Source organism: Vibrio sp. Vb1127 (genome assembly GCF_033338735.1).
Taxonomy (GTDB): Bacteria; Pseudomonadota; Gammaproteobacteria; order Enterobacterales; family Vibrionaceae; genus Vibrio; species Vibrio alginolyticus.
In genome coordinates, this window is sequence record NZ_JAWOTF010000008.1 from 146380 (window position 1) to 163636 (window position 17257).

Genomic DNA, 17257 nt, shown 5'->3' on the forward strand with positions numbered 1-17257 from the left:
TAATAATTGGATAAAAGGCCCTAGCGCTCAAGTTTGAGTTCTAGGTATTTAAATTAGAATCTGTGCTGGAAACCCAGTGTAATCGAGTTAAGGCGAACTTGGTTTTCTGAAACGTTATCAACGAACTCAAACACAACTGCGCTTTGTTTGTTCAAAGCGTAATGTATACCTAACCCAAAACTGAATCCTTGCTCTTTGTCGGAGCCTACATTTTGTAAGTCAAGTTGAACGCTCGAGTACCCTGCTAAACCGTAAAGTGCAACTCGCTCTGAAACAGGCATATTTAGCTTAAAAAAGCCACTCATTGCACTATCAACGGCAAGCCCACTATCACGCTGAACTGACGTTCCATAGCGTCCTTCTAAACCAATATAATCGTTAAAGAAGTACCCTGCTTGCGCACTAAGAAGAAAGGGGCTTCCCTCTTTCACGGACTCAGAAGGCGAGCTTTTCAATTCGGCATTTGAGTAACTCACTAGTGCACCAGCGTAAAAATCGGCAGATGCTGAAAAAGAACTCAGGCTTAAGCCCAGCACACTAAGTATTCCTAAACAATGCTGTTTTCTTATCACGTAAAAGTTCCTAGTACTGGTAATAATGAGTGCTACGGACTTCAACGTACGCCTCGAAGACTCATTAATTATTGATTTTTGGCACGCTACCGCCCGGCGGCGTTGAGCGTTAGCCACTGTATCGCTTTCTTTATATTCAAGCGCCCAGCTCCCTCCAAACACTTAAGCCATACTGAAGGAACAGGCCGCCAAATTATGCACGCTTGATGGTTTATCAGCAAGTAAGGGAATAAGATAACCGCGCTATGTCACGTTGGTGTTAGGAATGAGATCGGAAGCCTGGCAAAATAAGAAACTATTTACATGCTAACGTTTTTTTATCTAGAATATAGTTTGGAGCATTTTTTATGCTACCAAACATCGATGTTTTTATACCGGATATACAAGGATTAATAATGAAGAATACAGCTCTAGCTATTCTTATGGCTCTAAGCGCATCAACTGCATTTGCAGCAGAAGAAGCAGGTTCAGCAGGCGCAGCTTCTGCATCTGCAACAGGTACAACAGCCGTAGCAGTAGGTGCAGCAGCAGCTGTAACTGTAGTGGCAGTTGCAGCGTCAGATAGTGACTCGTCTACAGCAACAAACTCTAATTCTGGCTCTGGCTCAGTAGCTAAATAATTTAGCTCTAGTATAGTCCAGCTGATCGCCCTGAAATAATCAGGGCGATTTTATTTGCAAGAGGGAACAATGAATATCTTCAAAGCGTCTAAATGGATACGCCCACTTCTCACTCTTCCGTTATTCTTCATAATTCAGGGTTGTACACAAAAGTTCAATGATGTTTCAGCAACCGTCCAAGAAGCATACGGTAACTACATCGATGTAGAGATGTCCTCAGACGAAATAAACGCAGTTCCTTATGCCAGTGCCTATTTGAGACTGGGGAATCAAAAACAGGTCTTTGTTGTTTTAGCTTTTGCAGAGCAAAATCCTCTCAATGGAAAAATACAACTGAAATGGGTAAGTGCTGACAAAGCTATGATCGTTACGGAGAATGGGCATATCGTCAAAACGATAGGTCTACAGAATGGGGACTTAGCGGGTGTTTATGGTGATGTGCCAGATTTTTCCTCTGATTCAGCCTCTGTTAACTACGCACTCTCATACGACTGGGCAACACAATATCGTTATGGCTTTCCAGCAAGAGTGACTCGTTCTTACTCAGGTCAAGAAACGTTGACGACACCAATGTCTAGCGCTACGACCAATGTATATAAAGAAACTGTTGAGTTTAGTAGTCTTTCCCACGGTATCGAAAATATTTATTGGGTTGATGAACTAGGTCAGGTTGTTAAAACCTTACAATATTTAGGACCTAACATGATCCCGGTTGAGTTGACCATTTTAAAGGGGTATAGCAAATCATGAGCAAGCAACTAATCACATTATTATGTTTGGTCATGCCACTTTTGAGCTCATATAGTTTAGCTCAAACAGAAACCTCTACAACACAGTCATTAAATGTTGAGTTGCTTCAGGTGGGTAAACAGCTACAATTCCAAGGACCTGCTCGTTTAGAAAGTGTGCTAGCACTCGCTTCAGAACACAACGTCTCACTACAATACCCTCTTGGTACGACTTTGTTTGATAAATCGGATCGTGCTGAGAAAACGTCTACCGCTTTAAAGAACTCGGTACTCAATCAAATGATCCAGCACAATTTGGTTGCACATCCATTCTATAAATTCATTAAGAAGCAAAGCTTTGCGCCACGAGCACTGTCTGCAATTGATGTTGATAAAATTCGACTAAATAAATTCGATAATCCTCTTTTGCACGGTACCTACGCTCTAGCGACTCCTCTACGCGAAGAGAAAGTGTATTACGTAGGAAACCTAAATAATGTGTATTCCGTTAAGGATCAGGCAGGCATCCCTTTACAAAGACAAATAGAGAACTTGGAAAGTAACATTGATACATTATCAAAGGCGCCAGTGTTGATTTACCCAGATGGACACGTAGTTAAGCCGCATCATGGAGCTTGGTTGACAACACAATATTACTTACCACCTCTGACATTGGTATATGTCCCGTTTGGTGATTTTGAACACTCCGAAATGGATCAAGATATTGTCCGCCTACTCACTCAACTGATACCAAACTCCACAAAGAGACCGCAATGATGCCAATTAGAAAAAGCTTAACCCTTTCTTTAATGGGTCCAGCATTGGTTTGGGCTCAAGACATGCCGTTTGAAGCTCCCTCTTTACAACCTTCCCAATCTGATTTTGGTGGTGTTGGTTTAATGCAGATGCCAACAGGACGTATGGCACCAGAAGGTGAGTTCAACTTTTCTGTCACCGGAAGTGATGAATACCTTTTTTATAATGCAACATTACAAGTTATGCCTTGGTTGGAGACGACTATTCGTTATACGAGAGTAGCATCAATACCCTACGATCCAACTTTTCCTAATGTTGATAATGAGTACACCGATAAAGGTATAGACTTCAAAGTTCGATTGCTAAAAGAGTCTCAGTATATTCCTGAGGTCTCTCTCGGTGTCCGAGACTTTGCTGGAACAGGACTATTTGATGGTGAATTCATCGCAGCAACAAAGCGTTGGTCCAATAGCAATATTGGAACATTCGATTTTACACTGGGGATAGGTTGGGGGTATTTAGGAACTAGAAATAACATATCTAATCCAACATGTAAGCTTTCTGAGAGTTTCTGCGAACGCCCTTCAGACACACTTGCCAGTGGAGGCACCACGAACCTAGATCGTGCTTTTAAAGGCTCAGCAGCTTTGTTCGGTGGGATAGAATATCAAACTCTACATTCCCCTCTTCGTTTGAAATTAGAATATGATAGCAACGACTATAGCGAAGACTTTCCAGCTGTAATGGCTGGTGTAGACATGTCCCCGCACACACCGTGGAACTTTGGAGTGCTCTACCGCCTAGGAATGGCCGATTTTCGTTTAAGCTATGAACGTGGAGACACGTTGGTCGCGGGCTTAACGCTAAACACTAATTTCAATGATATGCCATCATTCTGGCGAGACACACCAACCCCTGAAATGAAAGATAACCAGCCTGAAGAACTATCTGATGTTGACTGGGAACGTGTAACAGAAGATTTAGATAAAATTGCTGGTTACCAAAACACGCGCATTTATGTCGATGATAATACTGTAACTGTCGTTGGTGAGCAGAAGAAATATCGTGACCGTAACGAAGCACACGAAAAAGCCGCAGCTGTACTCCATAATGAAATGCCTGACGGTATTGATATCTATGCGATCAATGAACGTAACCGAGGCTTAATCAGTGAGCAAACTATTATTTCTAAAGAGAAATATCGCGACTTTGCTCAAGTCAATTATATCAACCCGAAAATAGAAGATACCACCTCCATAGCTACTACTAAGCCAACAGGAGAGTCTGTCTATGATGGATTTGAGCGCTTTGATTGGGGCTTTGCACCAAAGTTAGTTCAAACACTGGGAAGCGCAGAAGACTTTTATTTGTTTAGTATTGGCTTGAGTGGCAGTGCTTCTTATTGGTTAGCTGACAACCTAGAGATCGGTGGCTCACTGTACTGGGATTGGTATAACAACTACGATAAGTTTATCTATGTAACTCCACCTGATGGCACTACAGTTCCTCGTGTTCGCACCATGTTCCGAGCTTACCAAAATGAACATGCTGTAACCATGTCAAACCTACAATTGACTTGGTTCCAAGAGTATTCCAATACCATGGATCAGCAATTCTACGCGGGTTATCTGGAGAGCATGTTTGCTGGAGTCGGTACCGAGTTTCTTTACCGACCACAAGGAGCTAACTGGGCGATTGGCGCTGACGTCAACGTAATTTCTCAACGTGATCCACAAAGTTACTTCAGTGTTTACGATGAGAAATGGCAAAACGTGCCAGAATATGGACGTCCGTTCCAAGTTATTGATAAAGGATTCACTGGTTTTGTATCTGGTTACTACTACCCTCAATGGGAATTCCTGCAAGATTTGATGATCCAAGTCGATGTTGGTCAGTTCCTAGCTGGCGATGTTGGTACACAAATCAATGTTTCTAAGCAGTTCAAGAGTGGCGTAATTGCTGGCGCCTTTGCCTCATTTACAGACTTGTCTGCGGACGAATTTGGTGAAGGTAGCTTTACTAAAGGTTTCTACTTGTCGATTCCGTTTGACATCATGACCGTTAAGCCAAGTAACAATCGTGCGAACTTTAGTTGGCAGCCTCTTACTCGTGACGGAGGGCAGAAGCTCGGCCGCAAATACAGCTTAATTGAGTTAACCGACGAACGAAATCCTTGGTACCAAAGACCTAACCGTTCGGATGTGGAATAATAAAGTAATCAAGGGAGCTGCGGCTCCCTTTTTCATATCTAGATACTGAGTCATAGAAGACTAAAACCTATCTTCCTGCTTCCAATAGCGCTACTTTTCGTTTCTTGCTAGAATTCCTGAGAAAATTTTAATCTATGGTGGAAGTTCTATGATCATCGTAACTGGTGGCGCTGGCATGATCGGCAGCAACATTGTTAAAGCACTAAACGAAGCTGGTATTAACGATATCCTGGTTGTCGACAACCTAAAAAATGGAAAAAAATTTAAGAACTTAGTTGATCTGGACATCACAGATTACATGGATCGTGACGACTTTCTGACCCAAATTATGGCGGGCGATGATTTTGGTCCGATTGAGGCAATTTTCCACGAAGGTGCTTGCTCTGCAACGACTGAGTGGGATGGTAAGTACATGATGCTAAACAACTACGAGTACTCTAAAGAGCTGCTTCATTACTGTTTAGATCGCGAGATTCCATTCCTATACGCTTCTTCAGCAGCCACTTACGGCGATACAGATACTTTCGTTGAAGAACGCGAATACGAAGGCGCACTGAATGTATACGGTTACTCGAAACAGCAGTTTGATAACTACGTTCGTCGCCTATGGCAAGACGCTGAAGAACATGGTGAGACCCTTTCTCAAATCACCGGCTTCCGCTACTTCAACGTATATGGCCCACGTGAAGACCACAAAGGTAGCATGGCATCAGTTGCGTTCCACCTAAACAACCAACTTAACGCAGGTGAAAATCCTAAGTTGTTCGCGGGCAGCGAATCATTTAAACGCGACTTCGTTTACGTTGGTGATGTATGTAAAGTAAATCTGTGGTTCTTAGAAAACGGCGTATCAGGCATTTTTAACTGTGGTACTGGCCGTGCTGAATCTTTTGAAGAGGTAGCAAAAGCAGTTATCAAGCATCATGGCAAAGGCCAAATTGAAACCATCCCATTCCCTGAGCACCTAAAAGGCGCTTACCAAGAATTCACACAAGCGGATCTGACTAAACTGCGCACCGCAGGCTGTGATGTTGAATTCAAGACAGTTGCAGAAGGCGTTGCCGAATACTTGACTATCCAAAACCGTTAAGCACCACAAGGTGGTAGAACCATAACCTGCCACCTTTACTCAAGTGCAATAGCCTGTATCATTCCTAACTATCTTTTTTCTCATTTAAACCACTTCGCCCGTACACGAATAGGTAACTAGACACGCCATGACCATAAAACGTGATGACTTCGACCCTAAAGCATATAACCCTGAGTTTAAGCGCCACTTTCTGTCGCCTAAGTACTGGGGCACGTGGTTAGGTGTTATCTTATTTTTACCTTTATCATTAATGCCACTGGGTTTACAAAAGTGGTTGGCGAAAACCATAGCCAAAAAACTGTCGAAATCCCACAAGGGGCCAGCTCACCGAGCGAGGGTTAACTTTGAGCTGTGTTTTCCGGAAAAGTCGTTCCAAGAACGTGAAGCTTTGATAGAAAAAACACTCTACACAGCGGCCATGTTCTTTTTTCGCTTCGGGTTACTAAGTTTACGCTCACCAAAGTGGCTTCAGAACCGTTGCCAAATTCGCGGCCTAGACATTTTACGACAGCACATTGATAACAACGAAAATGTGATTTTAATGGTTCCCCACTCTTGGGCAATTGATGTGCCTGCTATCTTGCTCGCTTCAATGGGAATGCCAGTTTCTGCAATGGCGAAGAAACAAAAGAATGATGTTGCTGACTGGCTGATGCACAAGCAAAGAGTCCAATACGGTGGCCGTGTTTATGAACGCTCAGGTGGCATTAAGCCTTTTCTGAAATCCATTCGAGATGGCTATGTGGGGTATTATCTACCCGATCAAGATCACGGCCCAGAGCATAGTGTGTTCGTAGATTTCTTTGCTACACGTAAAGCAACGCTACCTGGTTTAGGCAAAATAGCGAAACTATCACGCTCAAAAGTACTGCCTCTATTTGCGTCGATGAACACTGAAGATGGTACGTTTGATATTGAGATTTTACCAGCGTTTGAGCTGGATAAAGGCGAAGAGCAAGACGCTCGTACCTGTAATGAAGCCATTGAATATTTTGTCGGTGATAAACCCGAACAATATATGTGGGTACTGCAGTTGCTGCACTCTCAAGAAGACGGCAATAACTATTACAATTTGTTTAAACCAAGATATAACAGCGACTGGAAAGTGCAGTGAAAGTATTTGTCGTAAGCTTGGCTCGATCGCTGGATCGCCGAGAACGTATTGAAGAAAAGTTAAAACAACAAGGCATTACGTTTGAATTTTTTGATGCCGTAGATGGCTCTGTTAACAGTTTTCTTCATTCAGAAAAAAGTCGTCCAACCATTACTCTACGCCGCAAAGGGTATCAATTAAAAACTAGTGAAGTCGCCTGTTTTGCAAGCCATTACGAGTTGTGGGTTCGCTGTATTGAGCTTGATGAACCGATCGTCATCTTAGAAGACAACGTCGACCCCGTAGAGGGGCTAAAGCAAGTACTCGAACATACCCTTCCATTGACTGCTAATTATGACTACATCAAGTTGTCTGCCACTCAGAAGCGTGTATTCACCCCAATCGTACCTATTGATGATAATCATATGCTAGGGGGCTACTCTGCTGGAACTTGTGGTACCACCGCTTATATCGTCACACCTAAAGCAGCCTCAAAGTTTGTTATGCATGCTCAAGAGTTTATTGAACCAGTCGATGACTACATGGAAAAACCATGGAAACATGGTGTTCAAGTTTACAGCGTGTCTCCAGATCTTTTTACTAGAGCTGAGATTGCTTCGACGATTGGTGGTAAAAGAAAAGATAAATCCAAAATGACTCTTGCGAATAAAATATACGCTGAACTTTTTAGAACTTATGAGTCAATTTTGAAATTCCTATACTGGAAAAACAAAGCATGAAGATTTTAGTCATTGGCCCTGCGTGGGTCGGCGATATGGTAATGTCGCAATCGTTATATATCGTATTAAAGCAACGTCATCCAGATAGCCAAATTGACGTTATCGCTCCAGGATGGTGTAAACCGATTCTTGAGCGTATGCCAGAAATCCACCAAGCTATTGAAATGCCTATCGGTCATGGTGAGTTTAACTTATTAGGCCGCAGGGAAATGGGTAAATCATTACGTGAAAAGCAATATGACCACGCCTATATCTTGCCTAAGTCAGCTAAATCAGCACTGATCCCATGGTTTGCCAACATTCCTCTTCGTACTGGCTGGAAGGGAGAAATGCGCTATGGTTTATTAAATGACTTACGCCCTAACATGAAGTCTTTTCAGTACATGGTAGAGCGCTATGTAGCGTTAGCTTATCCAAAAGCAGAAATGGTGGATTCTAACTCTCTCGGCGGGCTTGAAACCTTGCCTCGCCCACGCCTTGCAATCAACGCGGCAGAGCAACAAGCCACGATCAAAAAGTTCAACTTAACGCAAGACCAACCAATTATTGGACTGTGCCCAGGAGCAGAGTTTGGTCCAGCCAAAAAATGGCCCGAAACACACTACGCTGAAGTTGCGACGCAAATGGCTCGATCTGGGCATCAAATCTGGTTGTTTGGTTCTCAAAAAGACTTAGAGACTTGTAACAATATCCGCGCACTTGTCCCGACGCAATTCCATGAGAACATTCATGTTCTAGCAGGCCAAACCAGCTTAATTGAAGCGGTCGATCTACTTGCTGCATGCAAGACTGTTGTCGCGAATGACTCAGGCTTAATGCATGTGGCTGCTGCGGTTGGTTGTAATGTTGTTGCCGTGTATGGCTCAACTTCACCGAAGTACACCCCCCCACTCGCAGAAAAAGTGGAGATTGTTCATACCGATATTGATTGTCGCCCTTGTTTTCAGCGTGAATGTCAATACAAACACCTTAAGTGCTTGACAGAACTTTCGCCTAAGCAAGTGCTAGATAGTATCCAAAAACTTGACGCCATTACGATAAGCTCATGTTAGTTCGTATTGTTTATACCTTACTACTCGCTCTAGCGTCACCGCTGCTTTTATTTGGTTTGTACAAGAGCAAACCAAATAAGCCTAAGTTCGGCTCTCGCTGGAGAGAGCACTTTGGCATAACTCCCAAGCTAAAAAGCAACGACAAACCTATTTGGATACATGCCGTATCTGTTGGTGAAAGCATAGCAGCAACACCTTTAATCAAAGCCCTTAAGGAACAAAACCCCGAACAATCTATTCTAGTGACTACAACAACAAGTACCGGAGCTGAACAGATTGCTAAGTTGGGTGATTTAGTTGAACACCGCTATATGCCAATTGACTTTGGGTTCGCTATCAAAGGTTTTCTTAAAGCAGTGCAACCAAAACAGATGTTGATCATTGAGACTGAGCTGTGGCCAAACACGCTTCACAATGTTCACAAAGCGGGTATCCCTATAACTGTCGTGAATGCGCGCCTATCTGAAAAATCGTGTCAGAACTACGCCAAAATACAGCGGCTTTTTAACCAGCTTCATCCATGCCTAACTCAAGTACTCTGCCAAACGGATTCAGATGCAGAGCGCTTCGAACGCTTAGGCGTTGAGAAAAAGAAACTATCCGTTACTGGCTCGATTAAGTTCGATATTCAAATATCAGAGCAAGTGAAACAGCAAGGACAGCAGCTTCGAGCCCAACTTGGAAACGATCGTCCGATTTGGATTGCAGCTAGCACCCACAAAGGCGAGGACGAACAGGTATTAGATGCACATAGACAAGTTTTAAAATCTCATCCAAATGCATTACTTATTTTGGTTCCTCGCCATCCGGAACGATTTGATGATGTGTTTGCGCTTTGCCAAAATTCCGGCTTTAATAGCACCAGAAGAACCAATGCTGCAATAGTTAACGCCGATACACAGGTATACCTTGCTGATACTATGGGTGAAATGCTGATTCTCCTTGGTGCCAGTGATGTTTGCTTTATGGCTGGGAGTTTGCTTGGGGATAAAGTTGGTGGACATAATGTGCTTGAACCAGTCGCACTCAACGTTCCAGTGATATCAGGCCCTAGTTACTTCAACTTCAAAGCGATTGTAGAAGACATGATTGCTCTGAATATTATAGACATTACCGATAAAACTCAGCTAGCGAGTAAAGTACTAGAGCGCTTTCAACATAGTAACTCTCAGCAAATGAGTGATTTTATTCAAGGCTATTTAAACTCGACTCAAAAAACAATTGAAGCAATTAAATAATGTCACAGACCCATTCAGCCTACTTTGTCATTACCGTTTTTGTGATTGCAATAATTGCCCTTGTCACAAGGTATCAAAACAAACCTGAAAAGGTTTTTGGAGTAGTTTTGCTTGTTTTATATAGCAGCAGATCCGTATCGACAGAGCAACTCATTAGCAGTATTGCCAATCCTGGCGTACTTACGCTGGTACTACTTATCATCTGCTCGCTAGCTTTAGAAAAGACCTCACTACTTCGTAGAATCTCGCAATTAGTCATCAAACCTAGCTATAAATCTACCTGGGTTCGACTGTTCTCGATAACCACATTGTCTTCAGCATTTCTAAACAACACAGCGGTGGTCTCTACCATGATCGCCCCAATACGTGCCAATGCCCTTCACCCAGCCAGCAAACTGCTACTTCCCCTATCTTTTGCTGCCATCCTTGGCGGAACACTAACGCTGATCGGCACTTCGACGAATTTAATCGTCAATAGTATGGTGCTCGATGCTGGGCTACCTAGTCTCTCCTTTTTTGATTTTTCACTTGTTGGCAGCATTGTTGTACTTGGGTGCGGGCTCACCCTGTTTTTACTTAGCCATTGGCTACCTAGCAACATTGAACGAGCAGATACTCAAGCTCAATACTTCATTGACGCTGAGGTAGAACCAAACTCCCCACTTATCGGTAAAACTATTCAGCGCAACGGGCTGAGAAATCTAAACTCTCTGTTTTTAGTCGAGATTCATCGCCAAGGAAGAACTATTTCACCAGTATCACCACATGAGTTAATAGAGGAAAATGATCGCCTATTATTCTGTGGAGAGATTAGAAAAGTAACTCAACTGAATCACTTCCCGGGCTTATCACTCTTTGCTCATAAAGGCGAAAGACTAAGTCATGATCTCAAAGAGGTCGTATTACGCCCTGAAAGTGCTTTAGTAAATAAGACCTTAAAACAAATTGGCTTTCGCGCTATGTTCAACGCTGCAGTTGTCGCGATCCGACGCGATGGCCACACGGTTTCCGGAAAGCTCGGTGAAGTTACCTTAAAAGCTGGTGACTATCTGGTACTCGCTGTAGGTGATGACTATCACCAGAGAAATAACATCGCTAAAAACTTTATCCAGCTCCAAGCGCTAAAAGCCGATAGGCTGCTCAAAGGACCACAAGAAATTGTCGCTGTTCTTGGCTTTTTTAGTGCTATCGCCCTCGCAGCTATGGAGATAGCTCCACTGCTGCACAACCTGATCTTGTTGCTTGGTGTTCTACTATTAACTGGAGCACTGAAAACGAATGAAATTATACGAAGGCTACCAGTCCAGATATGGCTAGTAATTTCATCTGCACTTTTGCTGTCTCAGGCATTAGATAATAGTACAGCAGTCGACCTCCTGCGGAGCGCAATGACAGAACAAGCTGAATTTATGAGCCCATTGTCAGGGCTTATCATGGTTTACTTGGTCACTTTATTGCTAACGGAGTTGGTCACCAACAATGCGGCGGCGGCCTTAGTCTTCCCCGTTGCTTATGCCCTCGCGACGAGTCTAGATGCAAATCTTCACAGCTATATTTTAGCTGTCGCGTTCGGCGCAAGTGCAAGCTTTATTAGCCCATATGGATACCAAACCAACTTAATGGTTTACAATGCAGGTCAGTACTGTATCAAGGATTATATAAAGATTGGGGTGCCGATGAGTATTACGTATAGCGGTTTAGTATTAACGGCTATCACAACTATCTATGGCGTTTAACTCCCTCATCGAATCAAAGAGAGACCGGAATGAAACTTTCTCCACAACGAATGACTCACCTTAAGCAGCTTGAGGCAGAATCTATCCATATTATGCGTGAGGTAGCTGCCGAGTTTGATAACCCAGTGATGCTTTACTCTGTTGGTAAAGACTCTTCAGTGATGCTACACCTTGCGCAGAAAGCCTTTGCGCCTGGCATTCCCCCGTTTCCACTTATGCATGTTGATACCACATGGAAATTCAAAGAAATGATTGAGTTTCGTGACTACATGGCGAAAAAGCTTGGTATGAAGCTGATTGTGCACCAAAATCCAGAAGGGCTTGCGATGAACATCAGCCCATTTGTGCATGGCAGCTCAAAACATACTGATATCATGAAGACACAAGGCCTAAAACAAGCCTTAGATAATCATGGCTTTGATGCTGCTTTTGGTGGTGCTCGTCGTGACGAAGAAAAGTCTCGCGCGAAAGAGCGTGTTTACTCTTTCCGTGATGAACATCACCGCTGGGATCCTAAAAATCAACGCCCTGAGCTTTGGAATATCTACAACGGCAAAGTAAACCAAGGCGAGAGCATTCGCGTATTCCCTCTTTCTAACTGGACTGAGCTGGATATCTGGCAATATATCTACCTAGAGAGCATCGAGATTCCAAGCCTGTACTTTGCAAAAGAGCGTCCCGTCGTTGAGCGTGACGGTATGTTGATCATGAAAGATGATGATCGCATGGAGCTTCGTGAAGGGGAGACGGTAGAACAACGCATGGTTCGCTTCCGTACACTAGGCTGCTACCCATTAACGGGAGCGGTTGAATCTCAAGCAACAACGCTACCAGAGATCATTCAAGAGATGCTGCTTACAACCACTTCTGAGCGCCAAGGCCGTGCCATTGACCATGATAGCTCTGGCTCCATGGAGAAAAAGAAACGTGAGGGTTACTTCTAACTATGACCTCGCCGTATCAAAAGAAGCACAATGAGTCTGTGAGTGACGATGTGGTTTGGCATAACACCAGCGTAACTCATGAAGATCGTGTTGCGCTTAAGCAGCAAAAGCCTGTTGTACTTTGGTTTACCGGACTTAGTGGCTCAGGAAAATCGACCGTCGCTAACGCGGTAGAAAGCAAGCTATTAGCGTTAGGTAAACATAGTTACCTTCTTGATGGTGACAATGTGCGCCACGGTCTAAACAAAGATCTTGGCTTTAGTGATCTAGACCGTATTGAGAACATTCGCCGCATTGGCGAGGTGGCTAAACTATTTGTCGATGCCGGGAACATTGTTCTGACCGCGTTTATTTCGCCATTTATCTCAGATAGAGAGCAAGTGCGCCAGTTAATGCAGCAAGGCGAGTTTTTAGAGGTGTTTGTTGATACTCCACTCGCAATCTGCGAGCAAAGAGATCCTAAAGGCCTGTATAAAAAGGCACGCGCAGGTGAGATTAAACACTTCACTGGCATCGACTCTGAGTACCAAGCGCCTATATCTCCAGAAATTCACATCAAGACAGCTGAGCTGTCTGTCGAAGCGTGTGCCGACCAAGTGATTCAAGCGCTCACTGAAAAAGAATACATTTAAAAGGAAGTCATTATGTCTCATAGCTCTGAGCTTATCGCTAAAGACATTGAAGCGTACCTAAACGTACATGAAAACAAAGACCTACTTCGTTTCTTAACTTGTGGTAACGTTGATGACGGCAAATCTACACTGATTGGTCGCCTGCTATACGACAGCAAGCTGATTTATGAAGATCAAATGGCTGCGATCGAAAAAGATTCTCAAAAGTTCAATACGACAGATGAAGCGTTCGACTTAGCACTACTAGTCGACGGTCTACAGTCCGAGCGTGAACAAGGCATCACGATTGATGTTGCCTACCGCTACTTCTCAACCGACAAGCGTAAATTCATCATCGCCGACACTCCAGGACATGAACAGTACACTCGTAATATGGTTACGGGTGCTTCTACCTGTGATCTTGCGATTGTAATGGTTGATGCTCGCCACGGTATCCAGACGCAAACACGTCGTCATAGCTATATCTGTAGTCTACTTGGAATTCAGCACGTTATCGTTGCCGTTAACAAAATGGATCTGATGGACTACAGCCAAGAGGTGTATCAGAAAATCAAAGCCGATTACCGAGATATGGCAAAGAACTTCAACATCAAGGATATCCGCTTTGTGCCAATCTCTGCTCTAAAAGGCGACAATGTTGTCACTCCAAGTGAGAACATGGATTGGTACCCTGGCGCTACATTAATGAAGCTGCTTGAAACAGTTAAGATTAACCAAGACATCAACACTGAAGTCATGCGCTTCCCAGTGCAATATGTCAATCGCCCAAACCTAAACTTCCGTGGTTTTTGTGGCACCCTTGCTTCAGGCATTGTACAGGTTGGTGATGAGGTTACTGCTCTTCCATCGAACAAAGTTTCTCGCATCAAATCTATCTTTACCTTCGATGGTGAGCTAAAAGAAGCAATGCCGGGTCAAGCCATCACCCTAACGCTTGAAGATGAAATCGATGTGTCACGCGGCGATATGCTTGTCCATTCCAACAACATTCCGGAGGTTGTAGACGCTTACCAAGCTCATATCGTTTGGATGGATGAATCTCCGATGCAAACGCATAAAGAATACCTATTCAAATTTGCGACTAAAACCTGTACAGGTAAGGTTTCTCAAATTGAGCATAAGGTTGATGTCAATACACTTAAGCAGCATGATCATAAAAATACGCGCCTTGAGTTAAACGAGATTGCACTCGCCTCAATAAAGCTTACCGATAAAGTTGCAATGGATGTTTATCAGCAGCTACCTCAAACTGGCGCTTTTATCATTATTGACCGCATTAGTAACGTGACTGTCGGCGCGGGTATGGTGTCATCGATACAATTAAACCATACTGAAGAACCAGCTCGTGTTTACTCAGAAGCAGAGAAAGAGCTCAATGCTTATGTATGTAAGCACTTCCCAGAGTGGGGCTGTGTAAAAATAAACTAAATAAATAGGTGGGCCATAAACATATCGCTCACCTATTTTATTGGGAAGGGTTAGAGAATATTAGATTTCTGATCCTCTCCTTTATCGCCTTCCTTTGAGATTTTCGCGCTCTCTGTTTATATTTTCTTATTCGATTGTTAAATGACTTTAAGTTCACTCCATCCAAGTCTTGTTTTAGTGACTCCAAACTATTGGCCATTGCTAACAAAAAGTCTCTCTGATTTTCGTGAGAGGACGAGGATATCCTTGTTGAAAAAGAATCTTTTTGATTAATTCTATATACAGACATTGGTTCAGGTAAGTAGACTCCGCCTCCCTTTACAGAAGACATAATCTGCATAAAATAGTCCCCACATGGCATTAATTTAATAGTGCTTGATGAAGCTAGGGATAAAGCAGACTTACGGATAAATAAAGATGCTGTTGGGCAGTAATCACCATCTCCTAGTATAACTTCATCAGTAGAAACGTAATGGGTCCCCTCAAAATGATTTGAGACTAGCTCTCTATTGCCTTCTGGGTCCTCTGAGTATGCTGGGTGAAAGCAAAGGTCTATATTTGGGTTCCCCTCTAAAGCATCAAATTGTTTCTGTAGCTTTGTATTATCTATCCAATAGTCATCACCTTCGCAAAAAGCTAAGTACTCTCCTTTAGCCTTTGGTGATAAGTGTGACAATGCTAGAGTTCGGATGCCTTTAGAGTAAAGATTTTCATCAGTATACATTCGAACTATGTTCGAATGCTTTTCACATATCTCATCAATAATTTCTCTACTATTGTCCGTAGAGAGATCATCATAAACAATAACTTCAAATTCGAAATCACAGGACTGGTTGAGAAAGCTATTAATTGTTTTTTCAATATATTTAGAGTGATTATAACAAACACAAAGAATTGAAACTTTAACAGACATATTATTACCGACCTACAAGTAGTGTTCCAACTTACTCTCTTTAACAAAATCCTCTATACGACTTACAATATCTGCATCAAGGCTATTTTGCCAGCTTATGTCTTTATCCTTGTTTTTGAATACAGAGTAGGTAGTATCAACCTTCTTTTTTGATATAAGAAATGACTTAGTTTGTGAGGTAAGCTCTAGCCCTAGAAAAGCGAATATATCTTCAACTTGTTCTAGAGGGTCTTCTAGCAGCGCACTATAGTGCACAAGTTTAAAGTTATCTGGATACAGCTGAGAAAGTTTTTCAAATAACTTTGTAGTCTCCACCCACTTAGACAGACCAAAATATTCTTCTTTTTTCTCTAAGTTTTTCTTACCTGCATAGATCAACTCTTCTTCCAAAAGCCAGCCTAAATCGGATCTAAATTCTCGCTTTGCATTATACCAACTGCTAATTACAGCTCTCGGGTCTCTAACCAAGCCTAAAACCTTTACATCAGGGCACTTTTTGATCATATTCTCTATGATATGATGGTATCTAACTTCCTTATATACGATAGTACCCAAATGATTGTTCTTTTCGAATATAGGCTTACGACCTTCCTTTCGTTCAGCATCTTGACGAATAAAAGAAGAGTTGGTTTGTGCAATGTTATTAAAAAACGCATCGATATCATCTTTTTTAGAATTTTCATCTAGAAATGATTTAAACTCGTAGGAAAAAAGCGGCTGATATAGATAGTTAACATCAGGAGAGCTATTAATAATCTCACCTAACCAAGATGAACCGGATCTTGGCACAGAATGAATTGCAAATCTTTTCATATTAAATAATCCATCAACTGGGTCTTAGGTACATTAAAAATCATATCAAGTATTGAAAGTCCTGGCTCAAAATCACTTGTCTGAGTATGCGTATATGGTTTTAATGATACATTTAGGAATTCTAGAGTTAAGCCTTGAGATCGAAAGTTCGATTCACTGTATAAATCCCGCCCTCCAGGAGGATTGATATAAGTGTCACCAGCTAATTTAACACAAGTATCTATAACTCTATCTTGTCCTTTAAGATTTTTATTATTCAGACTCGATGAAATTATAATTTCAGTATCAATATCTAAATAAGATTTTATTTTTTCTATAGAGTTTAGAATGAAAAGAAATAGATTATCTTCTTCATCCAACAAAATATCACTAAAAATCTGATATCCTTCATCAAAATTTGGTGACTTTCGATAAGACTCTCTAATCTTATTTAATAGTTTAGTTCTTTCTTTCAAGAATGTTGGAGATATAAAACGCTCTCTAACATCAAGGTAATCAGAGTCTTTCTTAATAGGAATGGTAAAAGTCTCTACTTTCCCTGAAGCACTTAAGTAACGGTTACGATTTATCCACCCTTTCTTGGTGTACTGAATATCATCATAAACAACAAATTTATCTACAGAAGCCAAGAGCTGCCAGTAGCCAATATATGGTAAAAAATAAGGCTGCATAATAGCAATTTTCATACTATA

At 42.2% G+C, this 17257-nt stretch carries 17 protein-coding genes; 13 read left to right on the plus strand and 4 right to left on the minus strand.

Annotated features, from left to right (window positions below):
• Positions 1-53: 53 nt before the first annotated feature.
• Positions 54-572 carry a porin family protein gene (locus R7H07_RS13245; RefSeq protein ID WP_206959410.1) on the minus strand — a complete coding sequence of 173 codons (519 nt, stop codon included), beginning with the start codon at positions 570-572 and terminating at the stop codon, positions 54-56.
• A 395-nt stretch (positions 573-967) separates the two neighbouring features.
• Here R7H07_RS13245 and R7H07_RS13250 point away from each other — a divergent pair, with 395 nt between their 5' ends.
• The 13 genes from R7H07_RS13250 (at position 968) to cysN (ending at position 14839) form a co-directional block, all read left to right on the plus strand.
• A complete protein-coding gene (locus tag R7H07_RS13250) occupies positions 968-1192 on the plus strand; it encodes a hypothetical protein (RefSeq protein WP_025503633.1) in 225 nt (74 codons plus the stop codon).
• A gap of 69 nt (positions 1193-1261) precedes the next feature.
• Positions 1262-1942 carry a YjbF family lipoprotein gene (locus tag R7H07_RS13255; protein ID WP_025503634.1) on the plus strand — a complete coding sequence of 227 codons (681 nt, stop codon included), beginning with the start codon at positions 1262-1264 and terminating at the stop codon, positions 1940-1942.
• On the plus strand, positions 1939-2697 hold the full coding sequence (locus tag R7H07_RS13260) for a capsule biosynthesis GfcC family protein (protein WP_025503635.1): 759 nt from the start codon (positions 1939-1941) through the stop codon (positions 2695-2697). The genes R7H07_RS13255 and R7H07_RS13260 overlap by 4 nt, the downstream gene beginning before the upstream one ends.
• Positions 2694-4886: a YjbH domain-containing protein gene (locus R7H07_RS13265; protein ID WP_206959411.1), complete on the plus strand. Its 2193-nt coding sequence runs from the start codon at positions 2694-2696 to the stop codon at positions 4884-4886. Before R7H07_RS13260 ends, R7H07_RS13265 begins: the two co-directional genes overlap by 4 nt.
• Positions 4887-5034: 148 nt before the next feature.
• On the plus strand, positions 5035-5976 hold the full coding sequence (rfaD, locus tag R7H07_RS13270; protein ID WP_047732764.1) for an ADP-glyceromanno-heptose 6-epimerase: 942 nt from the start codon (positions 5035-5037) through the stop codon (positions 5974-5976).
• 127 nt (positions 5977-6103) lie between these two features.
• Positions 6104-7090 carry a lauroyl-Kdo(2)-lipid IV(A) myristoyltransferase gene (gene lpxM, locus R7H07_RS13275; protein ID WP_017634970.1) on the plus strand — a complete coding sequence of 329 codons (987 nt, stop codon included), beginning with the start codon at positions 6104-6106 and terminating at the stop codon, positions 7088-7090.
• Positions 7087-7809 (plus strand): glycosyltransferase family 25 protein, encoded by a 723-nt coding sequence (locus tag R7H07_RS13280; RefSeq protein ID WP_164666560.1) that lies wholly within the window; start codon positions 7087-7089, stop codon positions 7807-7809. The genes lpxM and R7H07_RS13280 overlap by 4 nt, the downstream gene beginning before the upstream one ends.
• Entirely contained in the window at positions 7806-8861 is a 1056-nt protein-coding gene (gene waaF, locus R7H07_RS13285) for a lipopolysaccharide heptosyltransferase II (protein WP_206959412.1), read from the plus strand. Before R7H07_RS13280 ends, waaF begins: the two co-directional genes overlap by 4 nt.
• Positions 8855-10099: a lipid IV(A) 3-deoxy-D-manno-octulosonic acid transferase gene (gene waaA, locus R7H07_RS13290; RefSeq protein WP_206959413.1), complete on the plus strand. Its 1245-nt coding sequence runs from the start codon at positions 8855-8857 to the stop codon at positions 10097-10099. Before waaF ends, waaA begins: the two co-directional genes overlap by 7 nt.
• On the plus strand, positions 10099-11835 hold the full coding sequence (locus R7H07_RS13295; RefSeq protein ID WP_054576849.1) for an SLC13 family permease: 1737 nt from the start codon (positions 10099-10101) through the stop codon (positions 11833-11835). The genes waaA and R7H07_RS13295 overlap by 1 nt, the downstream gene beginning before the upstream one ends.
• Before the next feature lie 29 nt (positions 11836-11864).
• Positions 11865-12779, plus strand: coding sequence for a sulfate adenylyltransferase subunit CysD (cysD, locus tag R7H07_RS13300; protein ID WP_049534422.1), 915 nt, complete (start codon positions 11865-11867; stop codon positions 12777-12779).
• 2 nt (positions 12780-12781) lie between these two features.
• Positions 12782-13411 (plus strand): adenylyl-sulfate kinase, encoded by a 630-nt coding sequence (gene cysC / locus R7H07_RS13305; protein WP_054576848.1) that lies wholly within the window; start codon positions 12782-12784, stop codon positions 13409-13411.
• A 12-nt stretch (positions 13412-13423) separates the two neighbouring features.
• Positions 13424-14839 (plus strand): sulfate adenylyltransferase subunit CysN, encoded by a 1416-nt coding sequence (gene cysN, locus R7H07_RS13310; protein ID WP_054576847.1) that lies wholly within the window; start codon positions 13424-13426, stop codon positions 14837-14839.
• A 37-nt stretch (positions 14840-14876) separates the two neighbouring features.
• On the opposite strand, the gene R7H07_RS13315 is transcribed toward cysN, so the two are convergent.
• From R7H07_RS13315 to R7H07_RS13325, 3 genes are read right to left on the minus strand one after another with little or no spacing between them, the layout of a single operon-like run.
• Positions 14877-15752: a glycosyltransferase family 2 protein gene (locus R7H07_RS13315; RefSeq protein WP_054576846.1), complete on the minus strand. Its 876-nt coding sequence runs from the start codon at positions 15750-15752 to the stop codon at positions 14877-14879.
• A gap of 12 nt (positions 15753-15764) precedes the next feature.
• The gene (locus R7H07_RS13320; RefSeq protein WP_054576845.1) at positions 15765-16565 is read right to left on the minus strand and encodes a sulfotransferase family protein; all 801 of its coding nucleotides are present in this window, start codon (positions 16563-16565) and stop codon (positions 15765-15767) included.
• Positions 16562-17251 carry a WbqC family protein gene (locus R7H07_RS13325; protein WP_054576844.1) on the minus strand — a complete coding sequence of 230 codons (690 nt, stop codon included), beginning with the start codon at positions 17249-17251 and terminating at the stop codon, positions 16562-16564. The genes R7H07_RS13320 and R7H07_RS13325 overlap by 4 nt, the downstream gene beginning before the upstream one ends.
• Positions 17252-17257 lie beyond the last annotated feature (6 nt).

Bases quoted from the DNA above. Each gene is read 5' to 3' on its own strand.
- R7H07_RS13250 (WP_025503633.1), top strand. From the start codon at position 968: ATGAAGAATACAGCTCTAGCTATTCTTATGGCTCTAAGCGCATCAACT.
- R7H07_RS13255 (WP_025503634.1), top strand. From the start codon at position 1,262: ATGAATATCTTCAAAGCGTCTAAATGGATACGCCCACTTCTCACTCTT.
- R7H07_RS13260 (WP_025503635.1), top strand. From the start codon at position 1,939: ATGAGCAAGCAACTAATCACATTATTATGTTTGGTCATGCCACTTTTG.
- R7H07_RS13265 (WP_206959411.1), top strand. From the start codon at position 2,694: ATGATGCCAATTAGAAAAAGCTTAACCCTTTCTTTAATGGGTCCAGCA.
- rfaD (WP_047732764.1), top strand. From the start codon at position 5,035: ATGATCATCGTAACTGGTGGCGCTGGCATGATCGGCAGCAACATTGTT.
- lpxM (WP_017634970.1), top strand. From the start codon at position 6,104: ATGACCATAAAACGTGATGACTTCGACCCTAAAGCATATAACCCTGAG.
- waaF (WP_206959412.1), top strand. From the start codon at position 7,806: ATGAAGATTTTAGTCATTGGCCCTGCGTGGGTCGGCGATATGGTAATG.
- waaA (WP_206959413.1), top strand. From the start codon at position 8,855: ATGTTAGTTCGTATTGTTTATACCTTACTACTCGCTCTAGCGTCACCG.
- R7H07_RS13295 (WP_054576849.1), top strand. From the start codon at position 10,099: ATGTCACAGACCCATTCAGCCTACTTTGTCATTACCGTTTTTGTGATT.
- cysD (WP_049534422.1), top strand. From the start codon at position 11,865: ATGAAACTTTCTCCACAACGAATGACTCACCTTAAGCAGCTTGAGGCA.
- cysC (WP_054576848.1), top strand. From the start codon at position 12,782: ATGACCTCGCCGTATCAAAAGAAGCACAATGAGTCTGTGAGTGACGAT.
- cysN (WP_054576847.1), top strand. From the start codon at position 13,424: ATGTCTCATAGCTCTGAGCTTATCGCTAAAGACATTGAAGCGTACCTA.
- R7H07_RS13315 (WP_054576846.1), bottom strand. From the start codon at position 15,752: ATGTCTGTTAAAGTTTCAATTCTTTGTGTTTGTTATAATCACTCTAAA.
- R7H07_RS13320 (WP_054576845.1), bottom strand. From the start codon at position 16,565: ATGAAAAGATTTGCAATTCATTCTGTGCCAAGATCCGGTTCATCTTGG.
- R7H07_RS13325 (WP_054576844.1), bottom strand. From the start codon at position 17,251: ATGAAAATTGCTATTATGCAGCCTTATTTTTTACCATATATTGGCTAC.